This window comes from Marinobacter sp. OP 3.4 (assembly GCF_036224885.1).
In the GTDB taxonomy this organism is placed as follows: Bacteria; Pseudomonadota; Gammaproteobacteria; order Pseudomonadales; family Oleiphilaceae; genus Marinobacter.
In genome coordinates, this window is sequence record NZ_JAVVLT010000055.1 from 1 (window position 1) to 21,008 (window position 21,008).

The 21,008-nt window shown below is 58.2% G+C and carries 34 protein-coding genes and 4 tRNA genes; 36 read left to right on the plus strand and 2 right to left on the minus strand.

Annotated elements, in window-relative coordinates; all coding sequences use genetic code 11:
* The first annotated feature begins 180 nt into the window (after window positions 1-180).
* From RO069_RS10465 to rplQ, 36 genes are all read left to right on the plus strand, one after another.
* Window positions 181-1,140 (plus strand): biotin--[acetyl-CoA-carboxylase] ligase, encoded by a 960-nt coding sequence (locus RO069_RS10465; RefSeq protein WP_328187343.1) that lies wholly within the window; start codon window positions 181-183, stop codon window positions 1,138-1,140.
* The gene (locus RO069_RS10470; protein WP_328187345.1) at window positions 1,140-1,880 is read left to right on the plus strand and encodes a type III pantothenate kinase; all 741 of its coding nucleotides are present in this window, start codon (window positions 1,140-1,142) and stop codon (window positions 1,878-1,880) included. Before RO069_RS10465 ends, RO069_RS10470 begins: the two co-directional genes overlap by 1 nt.
* A gap of 161 nt (window positions 1,881-2,041) precedes the next feature.
* Window positions 2,042-2,644, plus strand: coding sequence for an SPOR domain-containing protein (locus tag RO069_RS10475; RefSeq protein WP_328187346.1), 603 nt, complete (start codon window positions 2,042-2,044; stop codon window positions 2,642-2,644).
* 31 nt (window positions 2,645-2,675) lie between these two features.
* Window positions 2,676-2,751, plus strand: a tRNA-Thr gene (locus RO069_RS10480).
* Between the two features lie 41 nt (window positions 2,752-2,792).
* Window positions 2,793-2,876: transfer RNA gene (locus RO069_RS10485), tRNA-Tyr, on the plus strand.
* A gap of 9 nt (window positions 2,877-2,885) precedes the next feature.
* Window positions 2,886-2,960: transfer RNA gene (locus RO069_RS10490), tRNA-Gly, on the plus strand.
* Between the two features lie 12 nt (window positions 2,961-2,972).
* Window positions 2,973-3,048: transfer RNA gene (locus RO069_RS10495), tRNA-Thr, on the plus strand.
* Between the two features lie 48 nt (window positions 3,049-3,096).
* Entirely contained in the window at window positions 3,097-4,293 is a 1,197-nt protein-coding gene (gene tuf, locus RO069_RS10500; protein ID WP_328187347.1) for an elongation factor Tu, read from the plus strand.
* A 185-nt stretch (window positions 4,294-4,478) separates the two neighbouring features.
* Entirely contained in the window at window positions 4,479-4,790 is a 312-nt protein-coding gene (rpsJ, locus tag RO069_RS10505) for a 30S ribosomal protein S10 (RefSeq protein WP_004580743.1), read from the plus strand.
* Window positions 4,791-4,866: 76 nt separating this feature from the next.
* Entirely contained in the window at window positions 4,867-5,505 is a 639-nt protein-coding gene (rplC, locus tag RO069_RS10510) for a 50S ribosomal protein L3 (protein ID WP_328187348.1), read from the plus strand.
* Window positions 5,506-5,516: 11 nt separating this feature from the next.
* A complete protein-coding gene (rplD, locus tag RO069_RS10515) occupies window positions 5,517-6,122 on the plus strand; it encodes a 50S ribosomal protein L4 (protein ID WP_328187350.1) in 606 nt (201 codons plus the stop codon).
* Window positions 6,119-6,412 carry a 50S ribosomal protein L23 gene (gene rplW, locus RO069_RS10520; RefSeq protein WP_328187351.1) on the plus strand — a complete coding sequence of 98 codons (294 nt, stop codon included), beginning with the start codon at window positions 6,119-6,121 and terminating at the stop codon, window positions 6,410-6,412. Before rplD ends, rplW begins: the two co-directional genes overlap by 4 nt.
* Window positions 6,413-6,429: 17 nt before the next feature.
* Window positions 6,430-7,257, plus strand: a complete 828-nt coding sequence (gene rplB, locus RO069_RS10525; RefSeq protein WP_328187353.1) for a 50S ribosomal protein L2 — start codon at window positions 6,430-6,432, stop codon at window positions 7,255-7,257.
* Between the two features lie 23 nt (window positions 7,258-7,280).
* Window positions 7,281-7,556, plus strand: coding sequence for a 30S ribosomal protein S19 (gene rpsS, locus RO069_RS10530; protein WP_328187355.1), 276 nt, complete (start codon window positions 7,281-7,283; stop codon window positions 7,554-7,556).
* A gap of 17 nt (window positions 7,557-7,573) precedes the next feature.
* Complete coding sequence (rplV, locus tag RO069_RS10535) at window positions 7,574-7,906, plus strand: 50S ribosomal protein L22 (RefSeq protein ID WP_189577139.1); 333 nt, start codon at window positions 7,574-7,576, stop codon at window positions 7,904-7,906.
* A gap of 11 nt (window positions 7,907-7,917) precedes the next feature.
* Window positions 7,918-8,601: a 30S ribosomal protein S3 gene (rpsC, locus tag RO069_RS10540; RefSeq protein ID WP_328187357.1), complete on the plus strand. Its 684-nt coding sequence runs from the start codon at window positions 7,918-7,920 to the stop codon at window positions 8,599-8,601.
* Window positions 8,602-8,613: 12 nt separating this feature from the next.
* Window positions 8,614-9,027 (plus strand): 50S ribosomal protein L16, encoded by a 414-nt coding sequence (gene rplP / locus RO069_RS10545; protein ID WP_328187359.1) that lies wholly within the window; start codon window positions 8,614-8,616, stop codon window positions 9,025-9,027.
* Window positions 9,027-9,218 carry a 50S ribosomal protein L29 gene (rpmC, locus tag RO069_RS10550; protein WP_328187360.1) on the plus strand — a complete coding sequence of 64 codons (192 nt, stop codon included), beginning with the start codon at window positions 9,027-9,029 and terminating at the stop codon, window positions 9,216-9,218. Before rplP ends, rpmC begins: the two co-directional genes overlap by 1 nt.
* A 1-nt stretch (window position 9,219) precedes the next feature.
* Complete coding sequence (rpsQ, locus tag RO069_RS10555; RefSeq protein ID WP_328187361.1) at window positions 9,220-9,486, plus strand: 30S ribosomal protein S17; 267 nt, start codon at window positions 9,220-9,222, stop codon at window positions 9,484-9,486.
* Between the two features lie 59 nt (window positions 9,487-9,545).
* Window positions 9,546-9,914 carry a 50S ribosomal protein L14 gene (rplN, locus tag RO069_RS10560; protein ID WP_091854882.1) on the plus strand — a complete coding sequence of 123 codons (369 nt, stop codon included), beginning with the start codon at window positions 9,546-9,548 and terminating at the stop codon, window positions 9,912-9,914.
* Window positions 9,915-9,930: 16 nt separating this feature from the next.
* Window positions 9,931-10,251, plus strand: coding sequence for a 50S ribosomal protein L24 (gene rplX, locus RO069_RS10565; protein ID WP_092016129.1), 321 nt, complete (start codon window positions 9,931-9,933; stop codon window positions 10,249-10,251).
* 14 nt (window positions 10,252-10,265) lie between these two features.
* The gene (gene rplE / locus RO069_RS10570) at window positions 10,266-10,805 is read left to right on the plus strand and encodes a 50S ribosomal protein L5 (protein ID WP_328187362.1); all 540 of its coding nucleotides are present in this window, start codon (window positions 10,266-10,268) and stop codon (window positions 10,803-10,805) included.
* A gap of 12 nt (window positions 10,806-10,817) precedes the next feature.
* Window positions 10,818-11,123 (plus strand): 30S ribosomal protein S14, encoded by a 306-nt coding sequence (gene rpsN, locus RO069_RS10575; protein ID WP_328187363.1) that lies wholly within the window; start codon window positions 10,818-10,820, stop codon window positions 11,121-11,123.
* Window positions 11,124-11,208: 85 nt separating this feature from the next.
* Window positions 11,209-11,601, plus strand: coding sequence for a 30S ribosomal protein S8 (gene rpsH, locus RO069_RS10580; RefSeq protein WP_328187365.1), 393 nt, complete (start codon window positions 11,209-11,211; stop codon window positions 11,599-11,601).
* Window positions 11,602-11,610: 9 nt separating this feature from the next.
* Entirely contained in the window at window positions 11,611-12,144 is a 534-nt protein-coding gene (gene rplF, locus RO069_RS10585; protein ID WP_328187367.1) for a 50S ribosomal protein L6, read from the plus strand.
* Between the two features lie 9 nt (window positions 12,145-12,153).
* Window positions 12,154-12,501 carry a 50S ribosomal protein L18 gene (rplR, locus tag RO069_RS10590; RefSeq protein WP_328187369.1) on the plus strand — a complete coding sequence of 116 codons (348 nt, stop codon included), beginning with the start codon at window positions 12,154-12,156 and terminating at the stop codon, window positions 12,499-12,501.
* 12 nt (window positions 12,502-12,513) lie between these two features.
* The gene (rpsE, locus tag RO069_RS10595; RefSeq protein WP_328187370.1) at window positions 12,514-13,014 is read left to right on the plus strand and encodes a 30S ribosomal protein S5; all 501 of its coding nucleotides are present in this window, start codon (window positions 12,514-12,516) and stop codon (window positions 13,012-13,014) included.
* A gap of 4 nt (window positions 13,015-13,018) precedes the next feature.
* Window positions 13,019-13,204 carry a 50S ribosomal protein L30 gene (gene rpmD / locus RO069_RS10600; RefSeq protein ID WP_092016150.1) on the plus strand — a complete coding sequence of 62 codons (186 nt, stop codon included), beginning with the start codon at window positions 13,019-13,021 and terminating at the stop codon, window positions 13,202-13,204.
* Between the two features lies 1 nt (window position 13,205).
* Window positions 13,206-13,640, plus strand: coding sequence for a 50S ribosomal protein L15 (rplO, locus tag RO069_RS10605; RefSeq protein ID WP_328187372.1), 435 nt, complete (start codon window positions 13,206-13,208; stop codon window positions 13,638-13,640).
* Between the two features lie 17 nt (window positions 13,641-13,657).
* On the plus strand, window positions 13,658-14,977 hold the full coding sequence (secY, locus tag RO069_RS10610; protein WP_328187374.1) for a preprotein translocase subunit SecY: 1,320 nt from the start codon (window positions 13,658-13,660) through the stop codon (window positions 14,975-14,977).
* Window positions 14,978-15,010: 33 nt separating this feature from the next.
* Window positions 15,011-15,124, plus strand: coding sequence for a 50S ribosomal protein L36 (gene rpmJ / locus RO069_RS10615; protein WP_004580765.1), 114 nt, complete (start codon window positions 15,011-15,013; stop codon window positions 15,122-15,124).
* Between the two features lie 140 nt (window positions 15,125-15,264).
* Window positions 15,265-15,621, plus strand: a complete 357-nt coding sequence (gene rpsM / locus RO069_RS10620) for a 30S ribosomal protein S13 (protein WP_328187376.1) — start codon at window positions 15,265-15,267, stop codon at window positions 15,619-15,621.
* Window positions 15,622-15,635: 14 nt separating this feature from the next.
* On the plus strand, window positions 15,636-16,025 hold the full coding sequence (rpsK, locus tag RO069_RS10625; protein ID WP_007153992.1) for a 30S ribosomal protein S11: 390 nt from the start codon (window positions 15,636-15,638) through the stop codon (window positions 16,023-16,025).
* 15 nt (window positions 16,026-16,040) lie between these two features.
* Entirely contained in the window at window positions 16,041-16,661 is a 621-nt protein-coding gene (gene rpsD, locus RO069_RS10630) for a 30S ribosomal protein S4 (RefSeq protein ID WP_328187378.1), read from the plus strand.
* Between the two features lie 34 nt (window positions 16,662-16,695).
* Window positions 16,696-17,700: a DNA-directed RNA polymerase subunit alpha gene (locus tag RO069_RS10635; protein ID WP_328187379.1), complete on the plus strand. Its 1,005-nt coding sequence runs from the start codon at window positions 16,696-16,698 to the stop codon at window positions 17,698-17,700.
* A gap of 37 nt (window positions 17,701-17,737) precedes the next feature.
* Complete coding sequence (gene rplQ / locus RO069_RS10640) at window positions 17,738-18,133, plus strand: 50S ribosomal protein L17 (RefSeq protein ID WP_328187380.1); 396 nt, start codon at window positions 17,738-17,740, stop codon at window positions 18,131-18,133.
* Window positions 18,134-18,260: 127 nt separating this feature from the next.
* Here rplQ and RO069_RS10645 read toward each other — a convergent pair whose 3' ends face one another.
* Together RO069_RS10645 and RO069_RS10650 are read right to left on the minus strand one after the other, a co-directional pair.
* Complete coding sequence (locus RO069_RS10645) at window positions 18,261-19,130, minus strand: alpha/beta hydrolase (RefSeq protein WP_328187382.1); 870 nt, start codon at window positions 19,128-19,130, stop codon at window positions 18,261-18,263.
* Window positions 19,100-20,986, minus strand: coding sequence for an Lnb N-terminal periplasmic domain-containing protein (locus RO069_RS10650; protein ID WP_328187384.1), 1,887 nt, complete (start codon window positions 20,984-20,986; stop codon window positions 19,100-19,102). The genes RO069_RS10645 and RO069_RS10650 overlap by 31 nt, the downstream gene beginning before the upstream one ends.
* Window positions 20,987-21,008 lie beyond the last annotated feature (22 nt).

Below are 21,008 nucleotides of genomic sequence, written 5' to 3' on the forward strand. Positions count from 1 at the left end.
AGGGCCTGAGGCCTCCCAAAAGCCCAGGGCGCCCTGCGGGCGCTCCCCCTCTCCCCGGCCCGAGAGGGAGCAGACCTGTGCTAACCGGCAATATGGGTAGTGCAACTTTGTCTTTTCCCTCCCCATATAGTTTAATCCACCAGCTTGACCCCAAATGATCACCGACCACTAGGCGGGCCTATGAACACGAAACCACTATTGAGGCTACTCGCTGATGGCGAGACCCACTCCGGAGAGTCCCTTGCCGAGTCCCTGGGTATTAGCCGTACGGCGATCTGGAAGCAGGTGCGTAAGCTCCAGGAAGAGGGTATTCAGGTGGAAACCATCCGTGGCCGTGGTTATCGGCTGTCCGCTCCCATGGACATGCTGTCGGAAGACAGCATTCGGGAAGGATTGTCCGTCCCGGTCAGGGAAAGCGTCTCCCTCGCTGTCCATGACCGGATCGATTCCACCAACAGCGACATTACCCGCCGCTGGCAGCAGGGCGAGACCGGTTTGCTGGTCTCCATCGCCGATTGTCAGGAGCAGGGGCGAGGCCGGCGGGGGCGTCCATGGCGGAGTCCGGTGGGAAAGAACCTGTATATGAGTGTGGGTGTGTCTATCTCACGGGGATTTACCGGACTTGATGGGTTGAGTCTGGTGGCCGGTCTGGCGGTGATCGAATCACTGGGCCTGCCAGAGCAGGTCAGGCCTGGACTGAAGTGGCCGAACGACCTGCTGGTGGATGGTCAGAAACTTGCGGGTATCCTGATTGAGCTTCAGGGTGAGCTGGAGGGAGCGGTCCGTGTGATCGTGGGTATTGGGCTGAATGTGCATATGACAGATGCCGAATCAGTGGATCAGCCCTGGACCAGCCTGTCCCTGGCACTACCGGATCAGTCCTGGATCCGTAATCGCCTGGCTGCCGGTGTGCTCAACCGTCTTGTTGCGCGACTCGAGACCTTCGAAAAGGAAGGGTTTGCCCCCTTTGAAGAGCTGTGGAACCAATACGATACTTTCCGGGGCAGGACGCTCAGGGCCACCAGTGGTGACCTGTCCGGTGTTGGCTGTGGCGTTGATGATGCCGGTCATTACCTGCTGGAGACCGGGCAGGGAGTGCAGCGAATCAGCGCCGGAGAAATCAGTCTGCGGGTGGTTTGATGAAACTGCTGATCGATGCCGGCAATACCAGGATCAAGTGGCAGCTCCGGGATAAGGGACAGGTGCTCCGATCCGGTGCGGGGCTGCTTGAATCGGAGCAGCTGTTTGACGATATCTCGCCTGCCCACTGGCGGAAGCTCTCATCCGTGGCCGTCTCGACGGTGCGCTCCGAAGCGGCGCGCCACGAACTGGAGAGCACCATCGCCATCCACACCCGTCAACCGGTGCGGTTTTTCTGGACCCGTGAAGCGTTTGGCTCCCTGACCTGCGCCTACGAGGATGCGTCAACCATGGGTGCTGACCGCTGGCACGCCCTGGTCGGTGCCTGGGACCTGATTGGCGGAGCCTGTGTGGTGGTGGATGCTGGCAGCGCTATTACCGTCGATTGGATTGACGACAAGGGCAGGCACACGGGTGGTTACATCCTGCCCGGTCGCGACATGATGGTCGCTTCCCTCAGGCAAAGCACGGCCCGGGTGCTTTTTGATGACAGCCAGGCCGCGCTCGATACCACGCCGGGCCGCTCCACTGCCGAATGTGTATTCCATGGGGTTAGCTGGCTGATCCAGGCGTTGGCCTCGGAGCTGGGGCGGCAGGCGGCGATACCGGTGCTTGTTACAGGTGGGGATGGTCCCCTTATAAAGAAAGCGCTGGATAACGCCGTTCCGGATAGCGTCCCGGTGTCTCGTCTGTGTCCGGGCCTGGTGTTTGATGGCCTGGCCCTGGTGGAGGCGGAATAGTGCGTTGGCTGGTGTTGCTGTTGGTTGTTGCCAACCTGGGGCTTTTTTTCTGGTTCTCTGCGAATGATCCGGACAATGTGCGTTCCGTGGAAGAGGGGCGACTGCCACGCGTTTCTGAAATAGAGCTTATTGGTCAACAGGGTCTTACGGAGTCGGGAGGTATGCAGCCTGGCAACGAAGCGGTTGCCGAGGAAGAATCCCCGCCGGTTGAGGAGTCCGTTCCCGGAAATGAGGCTGGATCGGCCAGTCCGCCAGGGGCGGCATCCCGTCAATGCTTTGCTATCGGTGGGTTCGAGGATGAGTCCGCCGCCCAGGCCTACCGGGAACAGCTTTCCGTTGGGGCGCACAACGTCGAGTTCGTCGGCTTAGAGGAGCAGGTCGAGTCTCTGGAGCCGTTCCACTGGGTCATCATACCGCCGCTGGAAACCCGCGATGAGGCATTGCGGCGTTACCGGGAGCTGGTCAATCAGGGTATCGAGGCCTATGTGGTGCCATCCGGCGAACGGGAGAACGCCATTTCCCTGGGGCTTTTCCGGTCCCTTCAATCCGCGGAGGGCGTACTCCGCCAGCGTCAGGCACAAAATATCAACGCGATACTGGTAAAGTTCCCCCGAAATCGTATAAGCTACGCCCTCGTTTTTGAGGGGGTAGCGCCATCGTCACTGGACGATTTCGGGGGCGCCTCCGTGGAAGGTGAAAGCGGGCTACAACTGATTGAAATCAGTGATTGTGAAGGTGTTGCAACCGCTGAAAAAAATCCGTAGTATACCGCCCTCGCTGATGAGGCGAGCGTGAGCTGGCGTAGCTCAGTTGGTAGAGCAGCTGACTTGTAATCAGCAGGTCGGGGGTTCGATTCCGTCCGCCAGCTCCACTTAAGTTTTTGGAGTGTCTCCGGATTCCGGAGTCATCTCTGGAGGGGTTCCCGAGTGGCCAAAGGGATCAGACTGTAAATCTGACGCGTAAGCTTCGCAGGTTCGAATCCTGCCCCCTCCACCACTTATTGATGCGGGCATCGTATAGTGGCTATTACCTCAGCCTTCCAAGCTGATGACGCGGGTTCGATTCCCGCTGCCCGCTCCAATTTGGTTGAATGCTCATGTAGCTCAGTTGGTAGAGCACACCCTTGGTAAGGGTGAGGTCGGCGGTTCAAATCCGCCCATGAGCTCCATTTTATCCGGTCAACGTTACTGTCCTGTTGATTAGGGAGATTGGTCGAATGTCTAAAGAGAAATTTGAACGTAATAAACCGCACCTGAACGTGGGCACCATTGGTCACGTGGACCATGGCAAGACCACGCTGACGGCGGCACTGACTCGCGTATGTCACGAAGTGTGGGGTACAGGTTCTGCCAGCGCATTCGACCAGATCGATAACGCTCCGGAAGAGAAGGCGCGTGGTATCACCATCGCGACGTCTCACGTTGAGTACGATTCCCCGACCCGTCACTACGCGCACGTAGACTGCCCGGGGCACGCTGACTATGTGAAGAACATGATCACGGGTGCGGCGCAGATGGACGGTGCGATCCTGGTCTGTTCCGCGGCTGACGGCCCCATGCCGCAGACCCGTGAGCACATTCTGCTGTCCCGCCAGGTTGGCGTTCCTTACATCGTGGTCTTCCTGAACAAGGCGGACATGGTGGATGACGAGGAACTGCTGGAGCTGGTCGAGATGGAAGTTCGTGACCTGCTGAGCCAGTACGACTTCCCGGGTGACGACACCCCGATCATCACCGGTTCCGCGCTGATGGCGCTGGAAGGCAAGGATGACAACGAGATGGGTACTACCGCTGTCAAGAAGCTGGTAGAAGCCCTGGACGACTACCTGCCGGAGCCGGAGCGTGCCATCGATCAGCCGTTCCTGATGCCGATCGAGGACGTCTTCTCCATCTCCGGCCGTGGTACCGTTGTGACCGGTCGTGTTGAGCGTGGTATTGTCAAGACTGGCGACGAAGTGGAAATTGTGGGTATCAAGGATACCGTCAAGACCACCGTTACCGGTGTTGAGATGTTCCGCAAGCTGCTGGACGAAGGCCGTGCCGGTGAGAACATTGGTGCGCTGCTGCGTGGTACCAAGCGTGACGACGTTGAGCGTGGTCAGGTACTGGCGGTGCCGGGTTCCATCACGCCGCACACCAAGTTCGAGTGCGAAGTGTACGTACTGAGCAAGGACGAGGGTGGTCGTCACACGCCGTTCTTCAAGGGCTACCGTCCGCAGTTCTACTTCCGGACCACTGACGTGACTGGCTCCTGTGAGCTGCCGGAAGGCGTTGAGATGGTAATGCCGGGTGACAACGTGAAGATGTCTGTGACCCTGATCGCTCCGATCGCCATGGAAGATGGCCTGCGCTTCGCGATTCGCGAAGGCGGCCGTACCGTTGGTGCCGGCGTGGTCTCCAAGATCGTCGAGTAAGTCGCTCCGATGATCCGGAAAAGGGGCTGCTTTGCAGCCCCTTTTTCTGTTCCGCAAGTACGTATGTCCGGCAATGTCGGGTGGCCACATAGCTGCTTGACACTGCTGGGTATTCTGCATACAATGCGGCTCCTTTTTTTGAAGGTCGGCTAACAGTAGCTGCTACGAGTGGAGTTTGGTGCATCATGCAAAGCCAAAAGATTCGAATCCGGTTGAAGGCGTTTGATTACCGCCTGATCGACCAGTCCACGCAGGAGATCGTCGATACCGCAAAGCGGACCGGCGCCCAGGTGCGTGGACCTATCCCTCTGCCGACGCGGAAGGAAAAGTACACCGTTCTGATTTCCCCGCACGTCAACAAGGACGCGCGCGATCAGTACGAAATCCGTACTCATAAGCGTTTGCTCGATATTGTCGAGCCGACGGAAAAGACAGTAGATGCTCTGATGAAGCTGGATCTGGCAGCGGGTGTAGACGTTCAGATCAGCCTCGGCTAATACCGCCCGGTATTGGTCAGTGTAACTGTCCTAAGGCCATAGAGGGTGCAAGCCCCGTACACTATAGAGGTGAAACATGGCAATTGGTGTAGTCGGCCGTAAGGCCGGGATGACCCGTATTTTTACGGAAGACGGGCAGGCAGTGCCCGTAACGGTAATCGAGGTTGAGTCCAACCGCATTACCCAACTGAAAACCCTCGAAAGCGATGGCTATCGTGCAGTCCAGGTGACTGTCGGCAACCGTCGTCCCTCCCGGGTATCCAAGGCTCAGGCTGGTCATTACGCGAAAGCGGGTGTTGAGGCCGGTCGTGGTCTGTGGGAATTCCGTCTTGCCGATGGCGAAGGCGACGACCTCCAGGCCGGTGGCGAGATCAACGTCTCCGTCTTCGAAGATGGCCAGATGATTGACGCTACTTCCCAGTCCAAGGGTAAGGGCTTCCAGGGTGGCGTGAAGCGCTGGAACTTCTCCATGCAGGATGCCACTCACGGTAACTCCCTGTCCCACCGTGCTCCGGGTTCCATCGGTCAGAACCAGACCCCGGGCAAGGTATTCAAGGGCAAGAAGATGGCCGGTCAGATGGGCAACAAGCAGGTCACTACCCAGAACCTGGAAGTGGTCCGTGTAGACGCCGAGCGCAATCTGCTGCTGGTCCGTGGCGCTGTTCCCGGTGCTACCGGTGGCGACGTGATCATCAAGCCTGCAGTTAAAGCCTGAGGAGCGGTGCGATGGAATTGACAATTACAGGTAGCGGCCAGGGAATCTCTGTTTCCGACGCCGCGTTCGCCAAAGAATTCAACGAGTCGCTGGTTCACCAGGTCGTCACCGCCTATATGGCTGGTGGTCGCCAGGGTACCCGCGCTCAGAAAACCCGTTCTGAAGTCAGTGGTGGTGGCAAGAAGCCCTGGCGCCAGAAGGGGACCGGCCGTGCTCGTGCAGGTACCATCCGTAGCCCGATCTGGCGCTCCGGTGGCGTAACCTTCGCTGCCAAGCCTCAGAGCTACGAGCAGAAAGTGAACCGGAAAATGTACCGGGCCGCGCTGCAGTCCATCTTTTCCGAGCTGGTTCGTCAGGAGCGTCTGGTCCTGGTTGACGACATCAACGTCGACAGCCCCAAGACCAAGGCGTTCAACGAGAAGCTGAAGGATCTGGGTGTCAGCAATGCCCTGATCCTCGCCGAGAATGTAGAGCAGAACCTTCATCTGGCGTCCCGTAACATCCCGCACGTTGACGTGCGCGACGTTGCAGGCCTTGATCCGGTAAGCCTGGTTGCCTTTGAGAAGGTTGTGGTTACCGTTCCGGCTCTTAAGAAGATCGAGGAGATGCTGGGATGAATCAGGAACGTATCTACAAGGTCCTGCTGGGACCGCACGTATCAGAGAAAGCGTCTCTGGTGGCAGAGCATAACCAGGTGGTCTTTCGAGTAGCGCCTGATGCGACCAAGCCGGAGATCAAGAAAGCCGTTGAACAACTGTTCAACGTCACCGTCGAAGGTGTTCAGGTTCTGAACCGTAAGGGTAAGCTCAAGCGCACTATCCGCGGGTTCGGCAAGCGCGATGACATTCGCAAGGCTTATGTAAAGCTGGCGGAAGGTCAGGACATCGATTTTCTGGATGTGGAATAAGGTAAAGGGGTCGTAATATGCCGATCGTCAAAACCAAACCAACATCTGCCGGACGCCGTCACGTTGTAAAGCTTTACAACCCGGACCTGCACAAGGGGCGCCCCTACGAGCCGTTGGTTGAGACACTGAGCAAGTCCGGTGGTCGTAACCATTTCGGACGGATCACCACCCGTCACGTTGGTGGTGGTCACAAGAAGCACTACCGTGTCATTGATTTCAAGCGGAACAAGGACGGTATTCCGGCGGTCATCGAGCGCCTGGAATACGATCCGAACCGCTCCGCGCACATCGCACTGCTGAAGTATGCCGATGGCGAGCGTCGCTACATAATCGCTCCCAAGGGTATGCAGATCGGTGACCCTGTGCGCTCCGGTATCGACGCGCCGATCAAGGTGGGCTCCACGCTGCCGCTCCGGAACATTCCGGTCGGTTCCGTGATCCACTGCGTCGAACTCAAGCCTGGCAAAGGTGCTCAGCTGGCTCGCTCCGCGGGCGCATCCGTACAGCTGGTAGCAAGGGAGGGGGCTTACGCCACCATCCGCCTGCGCTCAGGTGAAATGCGTAAGGTGCTTGTGGAATGCCGTGCAACGCTGGGTGAAGTATCCAACAGCGAGCACAGCCTCAAGCAGCTTGGTAAAGCGGGTGCATCACGTTGGCGCGGCAAACGGCCAACAGTACGTGGTGTTGCTATGAACCCAGTTGACCACCCGCATGGTGGTGGTGAAGGGCGTACCTCTGGCGGGCGTCACCCGGTTACTCCGTGGGGTGTTCCGACCAAAGGGCATAAGACTCGTAAGAACAAGCGTACTGACAAGATGATAGTACGTCGTCGTTCGGCCAAGTAAACGACTACATAGAGGTAATTGCTGTGCCACGTTCTTTGAAGAAAGGTCCTTTTATAGACCTGCATCTGATGAAGAAGGTCGAAACAGCTCTGGAAGCGAACGACAAGCGGCCGATCAAGACCTGGTCCCGTCGTTCCACGATCTTTCCGGAGTTCGTTGGTCTGACCATCGCTGTCCACAACGGCAAGCAACACGTGCCCGTGTACGTGACCGAAGATATGGTTGGTCACAAGCTGGGCGAGTTCGCGGCAACGCGGACTTACCGTGGTCATGCAGCCGACAAGAAAGCTAAACGCTGATTGTGAGGGGAAACGAAATGGAAGTAGCAGCCAAGTACAAGGGCGCTCGCCTCTCTGCTCAGAAAGCACGTCTTGTCGCTGACCAGGTACGTGGCAAGGCGGTTGAGGACGCCCTGAACATTCTGACTTTCAGCCCGAAGAAGGCATCGGTGATCATCAAGAAAGCTCTTGAGTCCGCCATTGCCAACGCTGAGCACAACGAAGGTCTGGACGTAGATGATCTGCGGGTTTCCACCGTCATGGTGGATGAAGGTCCGACGCTCAAGCGGATTAAAGCTCGAGCCAAGGGGCGCGCTGACCGGATTTTGAAGCGCACCTGTCATATCACCGTCAAGGTCGCCGACAAGTAGGAGATGCTCAGATGGGTCATAAAGTAAATCCGACCGGTATCCGGCTGGGGGTTGTCAAAGAGCACAACTCCGTCTGGTATGCCGAGAAGAAGGACTATGCGAACAAGCTGCTGAATGACATTCAGGTTCGCACATTCCTGGAAAAGCGTCTTGAAAAGGCGTCAGTCAGCAAGATCGTGATCGAGCGCCCTGCTCAGAATGCCCGTATCACGATCCATACCGCCCGTCCCGGTATTGTTATCGGCAAGAAGGGTGAAGATGTTGACCGTCTGCGTCGCGAAGTTGGCGAGCTGATGGGCGTGCCCGTGCACATCAACATCGAGGAAGTCCGCAAGCCGGATCTGGATGCCAAGCTGGTAGCGCAGAACGTTGCCGGTCAGCTCGAGCGTCGTGTGATGTTCCGTCGCGCCATGAAGCGTGCGGTACAGAACGCCATGCGCCAGGGCGCCAAGGGTATCAAGATCCAGGTTGGCGGTCGTCTCGGGGGAGCCGAAATTGCCCGTTCCGAGTGGTACCGTGAAGGTCGCGTTCCGCTGCACACCCTGCGTGCAGACATTGATTACGCCACCTACGAAGCGAAGACCACCTACGGCATCATCGGCGTAAAGGTATGGATCTTCAAGGGTGAGATTCTTGGTGGCATGGAAGAGGTCCAGGCCAACAAGAATGCCTCTCGCAAGAAAGGTTCCAAGTAAAGGGGCACTCGTATGCTGCAGCCAAAACGCACCAAATTCCGTAAGGTAATGAAAGGCCGTAACACCGGTCTTGCTCACCGCGCCAACAAGGTGAGCTTCGGTGAATACGGATTGAAGGCGACCACTCGTGGACGTATAACGGCACGCCAGATTGAGGCGGCCCGTCGTACCATGACGCGTCGGATCAAGCGGGGTGGGAAAATCTGGATCCGGGTGTTCCCGGACAAGCCGATTTCCAGCAAGCCGCTTGAAGTACGTATGGGTAAAGGTAAGGGTTCTGTCGAGTATTGGGTAGCGGAAATCCAGCCAGGTCGTATGTTGTACGAAATGGAAGGGGTACCCGAAGAAGTGGCGCGTGACGCGTTTACTCTCGCTGCCGCCAAGCTGCCCGTTCAGACCACCTTTGTAACGAGGACGGTGATGTGATGAAAGCAACAGAGCTGCGTGAGAAGTCAGTCGACGAGCTGAACAAAGAGCTGATCGACCTCCTGAAGGAGCAGTTCAACCTGCGTATGCGCAAGGCGACAGGTCAGCTGAATCAGAGTCACCTTCTCGGCAAGGTGAAGCGCGACATTGCTCGCGTGAAAACAGTATTGAACGATAAGGCAGGACAGTAACATGACTGAAGCTACCAAAACTGCCAGAACCCTTAGCGGCAAGGTCGTGAGCAACAAGGCGGAGAAATCCATTGTTGTTCTGGTGGAGCGTCAGGTGAAGCACCCGCTTTACGGCAAGTACGTAAAGCGCTCCACCAAGATCCAGGCTCATGACGAACAGAACGAGTGCAATATCGGTGATCTGGTAACCATCCAGGAAACCCGCCCGGTCTCCAAGACCAAAAGCTGGGCTCTGGTTGAAGTCACCGAACGCGCTTCCAAGGTGTAACTCGCCCGGACGGGGAGTCTTGTCGAAACTGCAAAAGTGGTTTCTGCTGGAGAATAACCATGATTCAGACTCAAACAATGCTTGAAGTCGCGGACAACAGTGGCGCGCGTCAAGTGCAGTGCATCAAGGTCCTGGGCGGTTCACACCGGCGTTATGCCAGGGTGGGGGATATCATCAAGGTAACCGTCAAGGAAGCCATCCCCCGCGGTAAGGTGAAGAAGGGCCAGGTCCTCAACGCTGTTGTTGTACGGACCCGCAAGGGCGTACGTCGTCCTGACGGATCGCTGATCCGTTTTGACGGTAACGCGGCAGTACTTCTTAACAACCAGGACGCGCCGATCGGTACCCGTATCTTCGGGCCGGTAACCCGCGAACTGCGTAACGAGAAGTTTATGAAAATTATCTCACTGGCACCCGAAGTACTGTAAGGACTAGAGGCCGGTTATGAAAAAGATCAAACGAGATGACGAAGTCATCGTGACCACGGGTAAAGACAAAGGCAAGCGCGGCAAGGTCCTGAAGGTTCAGGACGACGGTCGTGTGGTGGTTTCCGGCATCAACATGATGAAGAAGCACACCAAGCCCAACCCGATGCTGGGTACCCCGGGTGGCATCGTCGAGAAAGAAGCGCCTATTCAGGCTTCCAACGTGGCTATTTTTAATCCGCAGACCGGCAAGGCCGATCGCGTAGGCTTCCAGATCAAGGAAGACGGCGCCAAAGTGCGGATCTTCAAGTCCACGAATGAAGCTGTCGATAACCAGTAAGGGTGGTGGTTACGATGCTTAACATGAAAGAGCAATACGGTAAGGAAGTGGTACCGGCTCTGCAGAAGGAGTTCAGCTACAAGAACCCGATGCAGGTTCCGCGTATCGAAAAGATCACCCTGAACATGGGTGTGGGCGAAGCGGTTGGCGACAAGAAGCTGATCGAGAACGCCGTAGCTGATCTGGAGCGTCTGGCGGGCCAGAAGCCTGTTGTGACCAAGGCACGTAAATCCGTTGCCGGCTTCAAGATCCGTGAAGGTTGGCCCATCGGTTGTAAAGTGACCCTGCGCGGTGAGCGCATGTGGGACTTTTTCGATCGCCTGGTTCACATCGCGATTCCCCGCGTTCGTGACTTCCGCGGTCTGAACCCGAAGTCCTTCGATGGTCGTGGAAACTACAGCATGGGTGTGCGTGAGCAGATCATTTTTCCGGAAATCGACTACGACAAGGCCGATAAGATCCGGGGTCTGGATATCACCATCACCACCACTGCTGGAACCGATGATGAAGGCCGCGAACTGCTGAAAGCCTTTGGCTTTCCGTTCAAGAAATAAGGAACGAGTGACATGGCAAAGGTTTCCATGAAGAACCGTGAGCTCAAGCGCGAAAAGACGGTACAGAAGTACGCCGCCAAGCGCGCCGAGCTCAAGGCGATTATCAAGAACCCGAATACCAGCGATGAAGAGCGTTGGGACGCACAGATGAAGCTGCAGAAGCTTCCTCGTGATGCCAGCCCCTCACGTCTTCGCAATCGTTGCCAGGTTACCGGTCGTCCCCATGGCGTCCTGCGCAAGTTCGAGCTGTCACGGATCAAACTCCGTGAGCACGGCATGCGTGGCGATGTTCCGGGCCTGACCAAGTCAAGCTGGTAAGTGTCGCCGCGGATTTCTGCGGCGATCGTTGGTAAGCGGTGCGGCAAGCCGCTGCACAACTAAAAAGATCAGGAGCCTCATACCAATGAGTATGCAAGACACGCTTGCGGATATGTTTACCCGTATCCGTAATGCACAGATGGCACAGAAGGCCGACGTGGCCATGCCGTCTTCCAAAATGAAGGTCTCAGTAGCCCAGGTCCTGAAGGACGAAGGCTATGTCGAGGATTTTTCCGTCTCAGCTGATGCCAAGCCGGAACTGACCATCACCCTCAGATACTTCGGCGGCAAGCCGGTTATCGAGGAAATCCAGCGTGCCAGCCGTCCCAGCCTGCGCCAGTACAACGGTGTTGGTTCCCTGCCGAAAGTGGCAGGTGGTCTTGGGGTCGCTATCGTGTCTACGTCCAAGGGCGTTATGACCGACCGCGCTGCGCGTGCTGCCGGCGTTGGTGGCGAAGTCATCTGCACCGTATTTTAGGAGAAAGACATGTCCAGGGTTGCCAATAATCCTGTCGTGCTGCCTTCCGGTGTTGAGGTTAAGCTGAACGGACAGGAAATTAACGTAAAGGGCTCCAAGGGAGCGCTTGATTTCACCATTCACCAGGCGGTGGAAGTAACGCAGGAAGAGAACGTACTGCGCTTTGCTCCCCGTGATGGTGCCAAACAGTCCCGCGCTCTTGCTGGTACGACCCGTGCGCTGGTTAACAACATGGTTACCGGCGTCTCCACCGGGTTCGAGCGCAGGCTCAACCTGACTGGCGTTGGTTACCGGGCGCAGGCGCAGGGCAAGAAGCTCAACCTGACACTGGGTTTCTCCCACCCGGTTGAGTACGAACTGCCCGAGGGGATCACCGCTGAAACTCCGTCCAACACGGAGGTTGTTATCCGCGGGATCGACAAGCAACAGGTTGGCCAGGTCGCTGCTGAAGTCCGCGCGTTCCGTCCGCCCGAGCCTTATAAGGGCAAGGGTGTTCGTTACTCGGACGAGCAGGTCAGACGCAAAGAAGCCAAGAAGAAATAAGGCGGGACTATGAGCGCGAATACTGAAAGATTGCGTCGCGCACGTAAGGTGCGCATGAAGATCCGTAAGCTGGGCACTGACCGCCTCTGTGTACATCGTACACCGCGGCACATGTATGCCCAGGTCACCACCGCAGATGGCAGCAAGGTTATCGCTTCTGCCTCGACGCTGGATAAAGACCTGCGTCAGGGTGCTACGGGTAATGTGGACGCAGCCAAGAAGGTGGGCCAGCTGATTGCTGAGCGTGCCAAGGCTGCTGGTGTCGAAAAGGTCGCTTTTGACCGGTCCGGCTACCGTTACCATGGCCGCGTCCAGGCCCTGGCCGACGCCGCCCGTGAAGCTGGCTTGCAATTCTAAGAGGTGGAGAAGATGAGCGTTAACGAACAGAAGGCGCCTGAGCTCCAGGAAAAGCTGGTTCAGGTTAACCGCGTAGCCAAGGTGGTTAAGGGCGGTCGTATCTTTGCCTTTACCGCACTGACCGTGGTGGGTGATGGCAAAGGTCGTGTCGGCTTCGGTCGTGGTAAGGCCCGGGAAGTTCCGGTTGCCATCCAGAAGGCCATGGAAGCTGCGCGCAAGAACATGGTGGACGTTGCCCTTGACGGCAACACCCTGCAGTATCCGGTGAAGGCACAGCATGGCGGCTCCAAGGTCTACATGCAGCCGGCCTCCGAAGGTACCGGTATCATCGCCGGTGGCGCGATGCGTGCGGTACTGGAAGTGGCAGGTGTCCAGAACGTACTGTCCAAGTGTTACGGGTCCACCAACCCGGTGAACGTGGTACGTTCCACCATCAAGGGTCTCCAGGCCATGCAAGCGCCTGAAGACGTTGCAGCCAAGCGCGGCAAGACCGTGGAAGATATTCTGGGTTGAAGTCATGGCGAACAAGACAATCAAGGTTACACTGACCCGCAGCCCGATCAGCTGTCAGCCCAAGCACAAACTGTGTGTCAAGGGTCTGGGTCTTCGTAAAATCGGTCATACCGTTGAAGTTGAGGACACTCCGTCCATTCGCGGCATGATCAACCGGGTGAACTACCTGGTACGGGTGGAGGAGAACTAAGATGCGTCTGAACGAACTTAGTCCGGAACCGGGTTCACGCCCGGCCGCCAAGCGCGTTGGTCGCGGTATCGGTAGCGGCCTGGGCAAGACCGCCGGCCGTGGTCACAAGGGTCTGAAGGCCCGCTCCGGTGGCTCCGTCGCGCCCGGTTTCGAGGGCGGCCAGCAGCCGCTGGCCCGTCGTCTGCCGAAATTTGGTTTCACTTCCCGCCAGCAGCGTTACGTGGCCGAGATCCGGCTCAACGAGCTGGCCAAGGTCGACGGCGATGTCGCTGATCTGGAAGCCCTGAAGAAAGCCGACGTGATCCGTGAGGAAATCCGCGCGGCCCGTGTCATCCTGTCCGGGGAACTGTCCCGTCCGGTGACCGTCAAGGGTCTGAAGGTGACCAAGGGCGCTCGTGAGGCAATCACTGCCGCGGGTGGCAAAATCGAAGAATAAGGCGAGTCGAGGACTGCATGGCCAAGACATCATCAATGCCTGCGGGCGCGGGAAAAGGACTGGCGGAGCTGCGTTCGCGGCTCTGGTTTGTGGTCCTTGCGCTGCTGATCTACCGGATCGGCGCGCATATTCCCGTCCCGGGAATCAATCCGGATCGCCTGGCAGCACTGTTTGACCAGAATCAGGGCACCATCCTGAGTCTGTTCAATATGTTTTCCGGTGGTGCGCTTGAGCGGATGAGTATTCTCGCCCTCGGCATCATGCCTTACATCTCGGCGTCCATCATCATGCAACTGATGACTGCGGTGAGCCCGAAGCTTGAGCAGCTCAAGAAAGAGGGTGAATCCGGACGCCGCAAGATCAGCCAGTACACACGCTACGGCACCGTACTGCTGGCCCTGGTGCAGGGTATGGGTATCTCCATGGGACTGGCGTCCCAGGGTGTCACCTTCAACGACAGCTTCAGCTTCCACTTCGTGGCCGTGACCTCCTTTGTGGCGGGTGCGGTATTCATGATGTGGCTGGGTGAGCAGATCACCGAGCGTGGTATTGGCAACGGCATTTCGCTGCTGATCTTCGCCGGTATCGTCGCCGGACTGCCCGGTGCCATCGGGCAGACCCTGGAACAGGCCCGCAGCGGCGAGATGAGTCTGCTGGTGGTGCTCGCCATCGGTGTGCTCGCGGTCGCGGTGGTTGGCTTCGTGGTGTTCATGGAGCGGGGTCAGCGTCGCCTGACCATCAACTATGCCAAGCGGCAGCAGGGGCGTCGGGTGTTTGCCCAGCAGTCCAGCCATCTGCCGCTGAAGGTGAACATGGCCGGCGTGATTCCGCCCATCTTCGCTTCGTCCATCCTGCTGTTCCCGGCATCCCTGGGGCAGTGGTTCGGTCAGGGTGAAGGCATGGAGTGGCTGAGCTCGCTGTCCCAGGCCCTGGCGCCAAGCCAGCCGTTGTACATTATCCTGTTTGCGGCGGCAGTGGTGTTCTTCTGCTTCTTCTACACGGCGCTGATGTACAACCCGAGGGAAGTGGCTGACAACCTGAAGCGGTCCGGTGCCTTTATACCGGGTATCCGTCCGGGTGAGCAGACCGCCAAGTATATCGATGGCGTGCTGACGCGCCTGACCCTCTTCGGTGCGATGTATATTGCAGCAGTATCCCTGTTCCCGCAGTTGCTGATGGTGGCAGGTAATGTTCCGTTCTATCTGGGCGGTACGTCGCTGCTGATTGTGGTAGTCGTGGTAATGGATTTCATGGCCCAGGTGCAGTCCCACCTGATGTCCCATCAGTACGAATCGCTGATGAAGAAGTCCAACCTCAAGGGCTATGGCCGGGGCTGATCCGTCAGCCCCCCTTGAAATCTGGAGTCGACAATGAAAGTACGCGCTTCGGTAAAGAAAATTTGCCGTAACTGCAAAGTAATTCGTCGCAATGGCTCGGTTCGGGTCATCTGCACGGAGCCTCGTCACAAGCAGCGCCAGGGTTGATTCTTCCCGGAATCGAACCTGGTCACGCACAGGGCTTGACTGATAGCGCTTGACTCCGTACGGGGTCAAGCGCTATTATTTCGCGCCCTTTTTGTGGCGGAAAATTCACACAGCAAAGCTTTGAACGCGGAGTAATCTGAATGGCACGTATAGCCGGTGTCAATATACCCGACAACAAACATGCTGTTATCTCGCTGACCTATATCTTTGGTGTTGGCAAGACAGCAGCCCAGAAGCTTTGTGATGCAGCCGGTGTCCAGCAGGACGCCAAGATCAAGGACCTGACCGACGATCAAGTGGAGTCGCTTCGTACCGAAGTGGGCAAGCTGGCCGTCGAAGGTGATCTGCGTCGCGAAGTTCAGATGAACATCAAGCGTTTGAAGGATCTCGGTTGCCACCGTGGTCTGCGTCATCGTCACGGCCTTCCGGTTCGTGGCCAGCGCACCAAGACCAACGCGCGCACCCGTAAAGGTCCTCGCAAACCGATTCGAAAGTAAACAGGTAGGCAAACATGGCAAAGCCAGGTACACGTACCCGTAAAAAGGTGAAAAAGACGGTTGTTGATGGCGTCGCGCACATCCACGCGTCCTTCAACAACACTATCGTGACCATTTCCGACCGCCAGGGCAACGTCCTGTCCTGGGCCACCTCCGGTGGTTCCGGTTTCCGTGGTTCACGCAAGAGCACACCTTTTGCTGCGCAGGTAGCAGCTGAAAGAGCCGGTAATGCGGCTGCTGAATACGGCCTTAAAAACCTGGACGTAGAGGTTAAGGGTCCCGGGCCCGGACGTGAATCTGCAGTTCGTGCGCTCAATGCGTGCGGCTACAAGATTACGAACATTACTGATGTGACGCCGATTCCCCATAACGGCTGTCGTCCGCCCAAGAAGCGCCGCGTTTAAAGGAGACAGTGAGATATGGCACGTTACATAGGTCCGAAATGTAAGCTGTCTCGCCGTGAGGGGACAGATCTTTTCCTGAAAAGTGGTGTTCGCGCACTGGATTCCAAGTGCAACATCGAACAGCCGCCGGGCATGCACGGCGCCCGTCGTGGCCGTCTGTCCGAATATGGCGTACAGCTCCGCGAAAAACAGAAAGTCCGTCGTATCTACGGCGTACTGGAGAAGCAGTTCCGCAATTACTACAAGGAAGCGGCCCGTCTGAAGGGCGCTACCGGCGAGAACCTGCTGCAACTGCTGGAAGCCCGTCTCGACAACGTGGTTTACCGCATGGGCTTTGGCTCTACCCGCGCCGAAGCACGTCAGCTGGTATCCCACAAGGCGGTTCTGGTGAACGACAAGCCGGTGAACATCCCGTCCTACCAGGTCAAGGCTGGAGACGTGGTGAGCATCCGTGAGAAGGCAAAAAACCAGCTGCGCGTTAAAGGCGCCCTGGAACTGTCTGCAAGTCGTGCCCCGGTGGAGTGGGTCGAGGTTGACGCCAACAAGATGACCGGCACCTTCAAGTCGGTACCTGAGCGTACCGAACTGTCGTCGGACATCAACGAGAACCTCATCGTCGAGCTTTACTCCAAGTAAAGTCCATTAGCAACGAGAGCAGATAGGGGCGTCTATGCAGCGTTCAGTACATGAGTTATTGACACCTCGTACCATTGACGTGAAGGAACTGAGCACCACTCGCGCCAAGGTGACCCTGGAGCCGCTCGAACGTGGCTTCGGTCATACCCTGGGCAGTGCCCTGCGTCGTATCCTTTTGTCCTCAATGCCGGGCTGTGCGATCACCGAAGCGCAGATCGACGGTGTGCTGCACGAGTACAGTGCCATTGAGGGTGTCCAGGAGGACGTCATTGAGATTCTTCTGAACCTCAAGGGCGTTGCCTTGAAGATGGGCGGGCGTGACGAAGCTGAGGTATCCCTCAGCAAGAAGGGCGCAGGCGTTGTGACTGCCGGCGATATCGCGCTGGACCACGATGTGGAGGTCACCAACCCGGATCATGTGATCTGTCACCTGAGCGAGAAGGGTGAAGTGAACATGCGTCTGAAGGTGGCCCGCGGTCGCGGTTACGAGCCCGCTGACCAGCGCGGTCTTGACGAGGATGAGACCCGTGCCATTGGACGCCTGCAGCTGGACGCCACGTTCAGCCCGGTACGTCGTGTTGCCTACGCGGTCGAAAGTGCCCGTGTCGAGCAGCGTACCGACCTGGACAAGCTGGTTATTGATCTGGAGACCAATGGTACCATCGACCCGGAAGAAGCCATTCGCCGGGCCGCCACCATTCTCCAGCAGCAGCTGGCCGTGTTTGTCGACTTCGATCATGAGAAAGAGCCGGAGAATGTAGAGGAAGAGGAAGAAATCGATCCGATCCTGCTGCGTCCGGTGGATGATCTGGAGCTGACGGTTCGTTCAGCCAACTGCCTCAAAGCAGAGAACATTTACTACATCGGCGATCTTATCCAGCGGACAGAAGTTGAACTGCTGAAGACGCCTAACCTGGGTAAAAAGTCGCTTACCGAAATCAAGGACGTACTGGCCTCCCGTGGCCTGTCCCTGGGTATGCGTCTTGACAACTGGCCACCGGCAAGCCTTCGTGGTGATGACCGGGTTCTGGGCGGTTGATCGCCGTATTGGTAGTTTAAGGTAAGGAATCAGAGCAATGCGTCATCGTAAGAGTGGTCGTAAGTTCAACAGGACCAGTGCGCATCGCAAGGCCATGTTCCGTAACATGACTGCGTCACTGGTTGAACACGAGCTGATCAAGACGACGCTCCCGAAAGCGAAGGAACTTCGCCGGGTAGCGGAGCCGTTGATCACGCTTTCCAAGCAAGATTCGGTTGCCAACCGTCGTCTGGCCTTTTCCCGTCTTCGTAACGACGAAGTCGTGGCCAAGCTGTTCGACGAACTGGGCCCGCGTTACAGCGAGCGTCCGGGTGGCTACCTGCGGATCCTCAAGTGCGGTTTCCGCGCTGGCGACAATGCCCCCATGGCATTTGTAGAGCTGGTGGGCCGTCCTGTGGATCTGGAAGCCGAAGAGATGGACGACGACGAGTAAGTGTTCGTTGTCAGGTCCGGAAAAGCCGGGGGCCGAAAGGCCTCCGGCTTTTTTTTATGGATGGGAATTCACGGACTGGAGCGCGTTCCGAAGTCAAACGTGGCGTGTCTGAAGGCGGGTTACCTGATCAACGTTTCCCCTGGCGGTCAGCGGCCTCTTCCATGAAACGGAGAACCGCCTCCTGGTATTCCGGAAGCATGAACGCACCGGCGTGGGGCATGTCGGTGCTCAGGAAGTCCTTGGGCTTCTCCGCCGCGTCATAGAGCTCCGTGCCATGGTGGAAGGGAATGATGCCGTCCCGGACGCTGTGGATCACCAGCACGGGCACTGGGCTTATCCGTTCGATCAGGTCCACGCCTTCATAGCCGTCGGTCACGGTCCAGCTCAGGGGGATCTGGAACGGCCAGGTCAGCCAGAAGCCATCCAGCTTTTCCCGTGCGATGGCCCGGAAGCCGGAAAAGGTACTATCCACCATAACCGCCGTCAGTGGTGGCTGTTCACCCCGGGGGACCCATTCGCTGGCCAGGGTGATGGCGAGGGCGCCCCCCAGACTCTGGCCCAAAAGAAATAGGGGCAGTTCCTCGGTCTCCTTCTGGTGGCCCAGCCAGCGCAGACCGGTCTCCACGTCGTGCAGGGCGCCCTCCAGGTCCGGTACGCCGGTCGACTGGCCATACCCCCGGTAGTCCAGTAGCAGGACGTTGTAGCCTGCCTCAGGCAGCCAGGCGACGTTAAGGATATGGCTGCTGATGTTCTGGGCATTGCCGTGAAGAAAATAGACGTGACCCCGTGGCTTACCCTCGGCGGGTAACCACCAGGCATGCAGGGTTTCACCATCCGGGGTGTCGATCCAGACATCCTCATAGGCGAGCTCCAGCCGGTCCGGTGTGATGTATACCTGTTGGTCCGGGAAAAAGAACAGGCTGGTGCACCCGCCCAGAAGCAGTCCAAGGCAGGCCAGGGGGGCGATCAGAAGTAGGCGTGGAATCCGAGCTTCCATAGGGTCTGGTACCGGTGGTAATGGTGTTTACGGGACAGCGATGCCCTGATGCTGTAATCCCGCCCCAGGTGGTAGGCTCCCTCAAGGTAGAGGTCGTCCTCCCGGTGCTGGTCGCTGACGATCCAGGCCTTGCTACGGAGGCCGGTCATCAGGCTGATACGGTCACCCTGGTGCAGCAGCGACAGGTCCAGCCCGGGGGCCATGTCGTAGCCGCGGCGGATATGCTTGCTGATCTCCAGGTCGCCGGTCAGGATTGCCAGGGCCTCCCACTGACTGCTGCCCAGGCGCCAGGTGCCACCGGCGCCGCCTTCCAGGTAGGGCGTGAATATCCGGTTTCCCTCCGGACGTTCCGAACGGCGGCCGCCGAAGCCCACCTGCCATGACAGCGGGCTGAAGAAGGCATTCCTGGGCGTCAGTGAGCGGATCTCCACGCCCACCAGCTTTTCAACCTGGAACTCCTGATTGTCGCTGTAGAGCCGGCTGTCCAGTCGCAGGAATTGCAGCTGCGCACCGGGACGATAACCGGCCGGCGGATCCAGCAGGTCATGGTAGGCCGGACGCAGTGACAGTTCGGCGTAGTGGCGGTCACCGGTATAGCCGCCGGCCAGTCCCAGTCTCATGGTGTCATGGCCCTGGTCGTCGCGGACCTCCGGTTCCCGGGGAGAGCCCAGGGGCGGCTGCTCTGTCAGTTCGCTACGGGCCATCAGCAGGTTATGGGACAGGGGCGCGGCGAAATCCCGGGGCCAGCCTTCTTCCTGGACCTGGTGACGGACATAGTCGTAGGTGGCGTCGAGGACCTTCGCCCTGGAGGCGGGGGGGCGTGACTGGACTTCGGCGTCATCGACCTGGACATAGCCATTGGCGATGGCAGCGGCCAGCTGCTTCTCGTCGCCGTCCAGCTTGCCCAGGGCATGGTTGACCCGGGTGGCCGCGGATGGCCGGTAGGTGATCTCCGCCACCAGGTCCCGGTCCACCACCCAGCGGATCGTGTCCGATGGAATGGCGTGGGTGCTCACCTCGTCCAGTAGCCGGGTGCCGGGGCGGGCCACATCAATCAGGGCCAGTAGCCGGTAGGCGCAGTTCTCGTCGAAAAAGTAGTAGTCGAAATTGCGGTTCCGCACCTCCCAGGTGTGGGCCAGCATCTGGTCCACTTCATCGGGGGTGAGGTTGAGCCGATACTCCCACAGGTCCCGGTTCTCGATGTCGGAATACACCCGGACCATCTCGTAGTAGGGCTGCACCGTGGTGATGCCGGGGTAGCCACCGAAAATGCCCCGGTAGGCGAACAGGATTTCACTGTCGTGTTCCGCGGCGTCGGCGGCGTAGGAAATGGTATTGGCCAGCAGCAGGTTGGTCTCGCCATCCTCTTTCGGCGGATCGAGCCGGAGGAAGGTATGGCCGAACATGGAGGACGGGCTATTCAGGTAGGAGGCGGCGAAAACCAGGGTGACCGCCCGGGTGTTCAGCTTTGCCTTCCAGTTGTTGAACTCCTCGCAGTCGACCTCCGGTGCTGGCAGCTCCAGGTGTGAGCGTATCCAGGTGTCCCGGGCCGGGAACCGGCATCGGGCATGGTTGTTGTCATCACCGGTGACCGGTGCGGTAATGGCGTCGATGGTGGCCCGCAGTTCGGCTTCCGGGTCGGTCTTGCCGTTGTCCGCAAAGAAAAAACTGTCGTCGTCCGCCTGGCTGGTGTGGCCGGAGCCCAGGGTGTCGGGATGGTAGTGTCCCAGGGTAAGCCAGGCATCGGTTGTTGCCAGATCGGCGAGGCTGTCCGGTGTCGGGGTGTTGGCAAGGACGTTGATCGAGGCACTTAACAGCAGCCCCAGAGAGAGGCCTGGAACGGTCCGGATTGGCATGCAGTGTCAGGTCTTGTGGCTG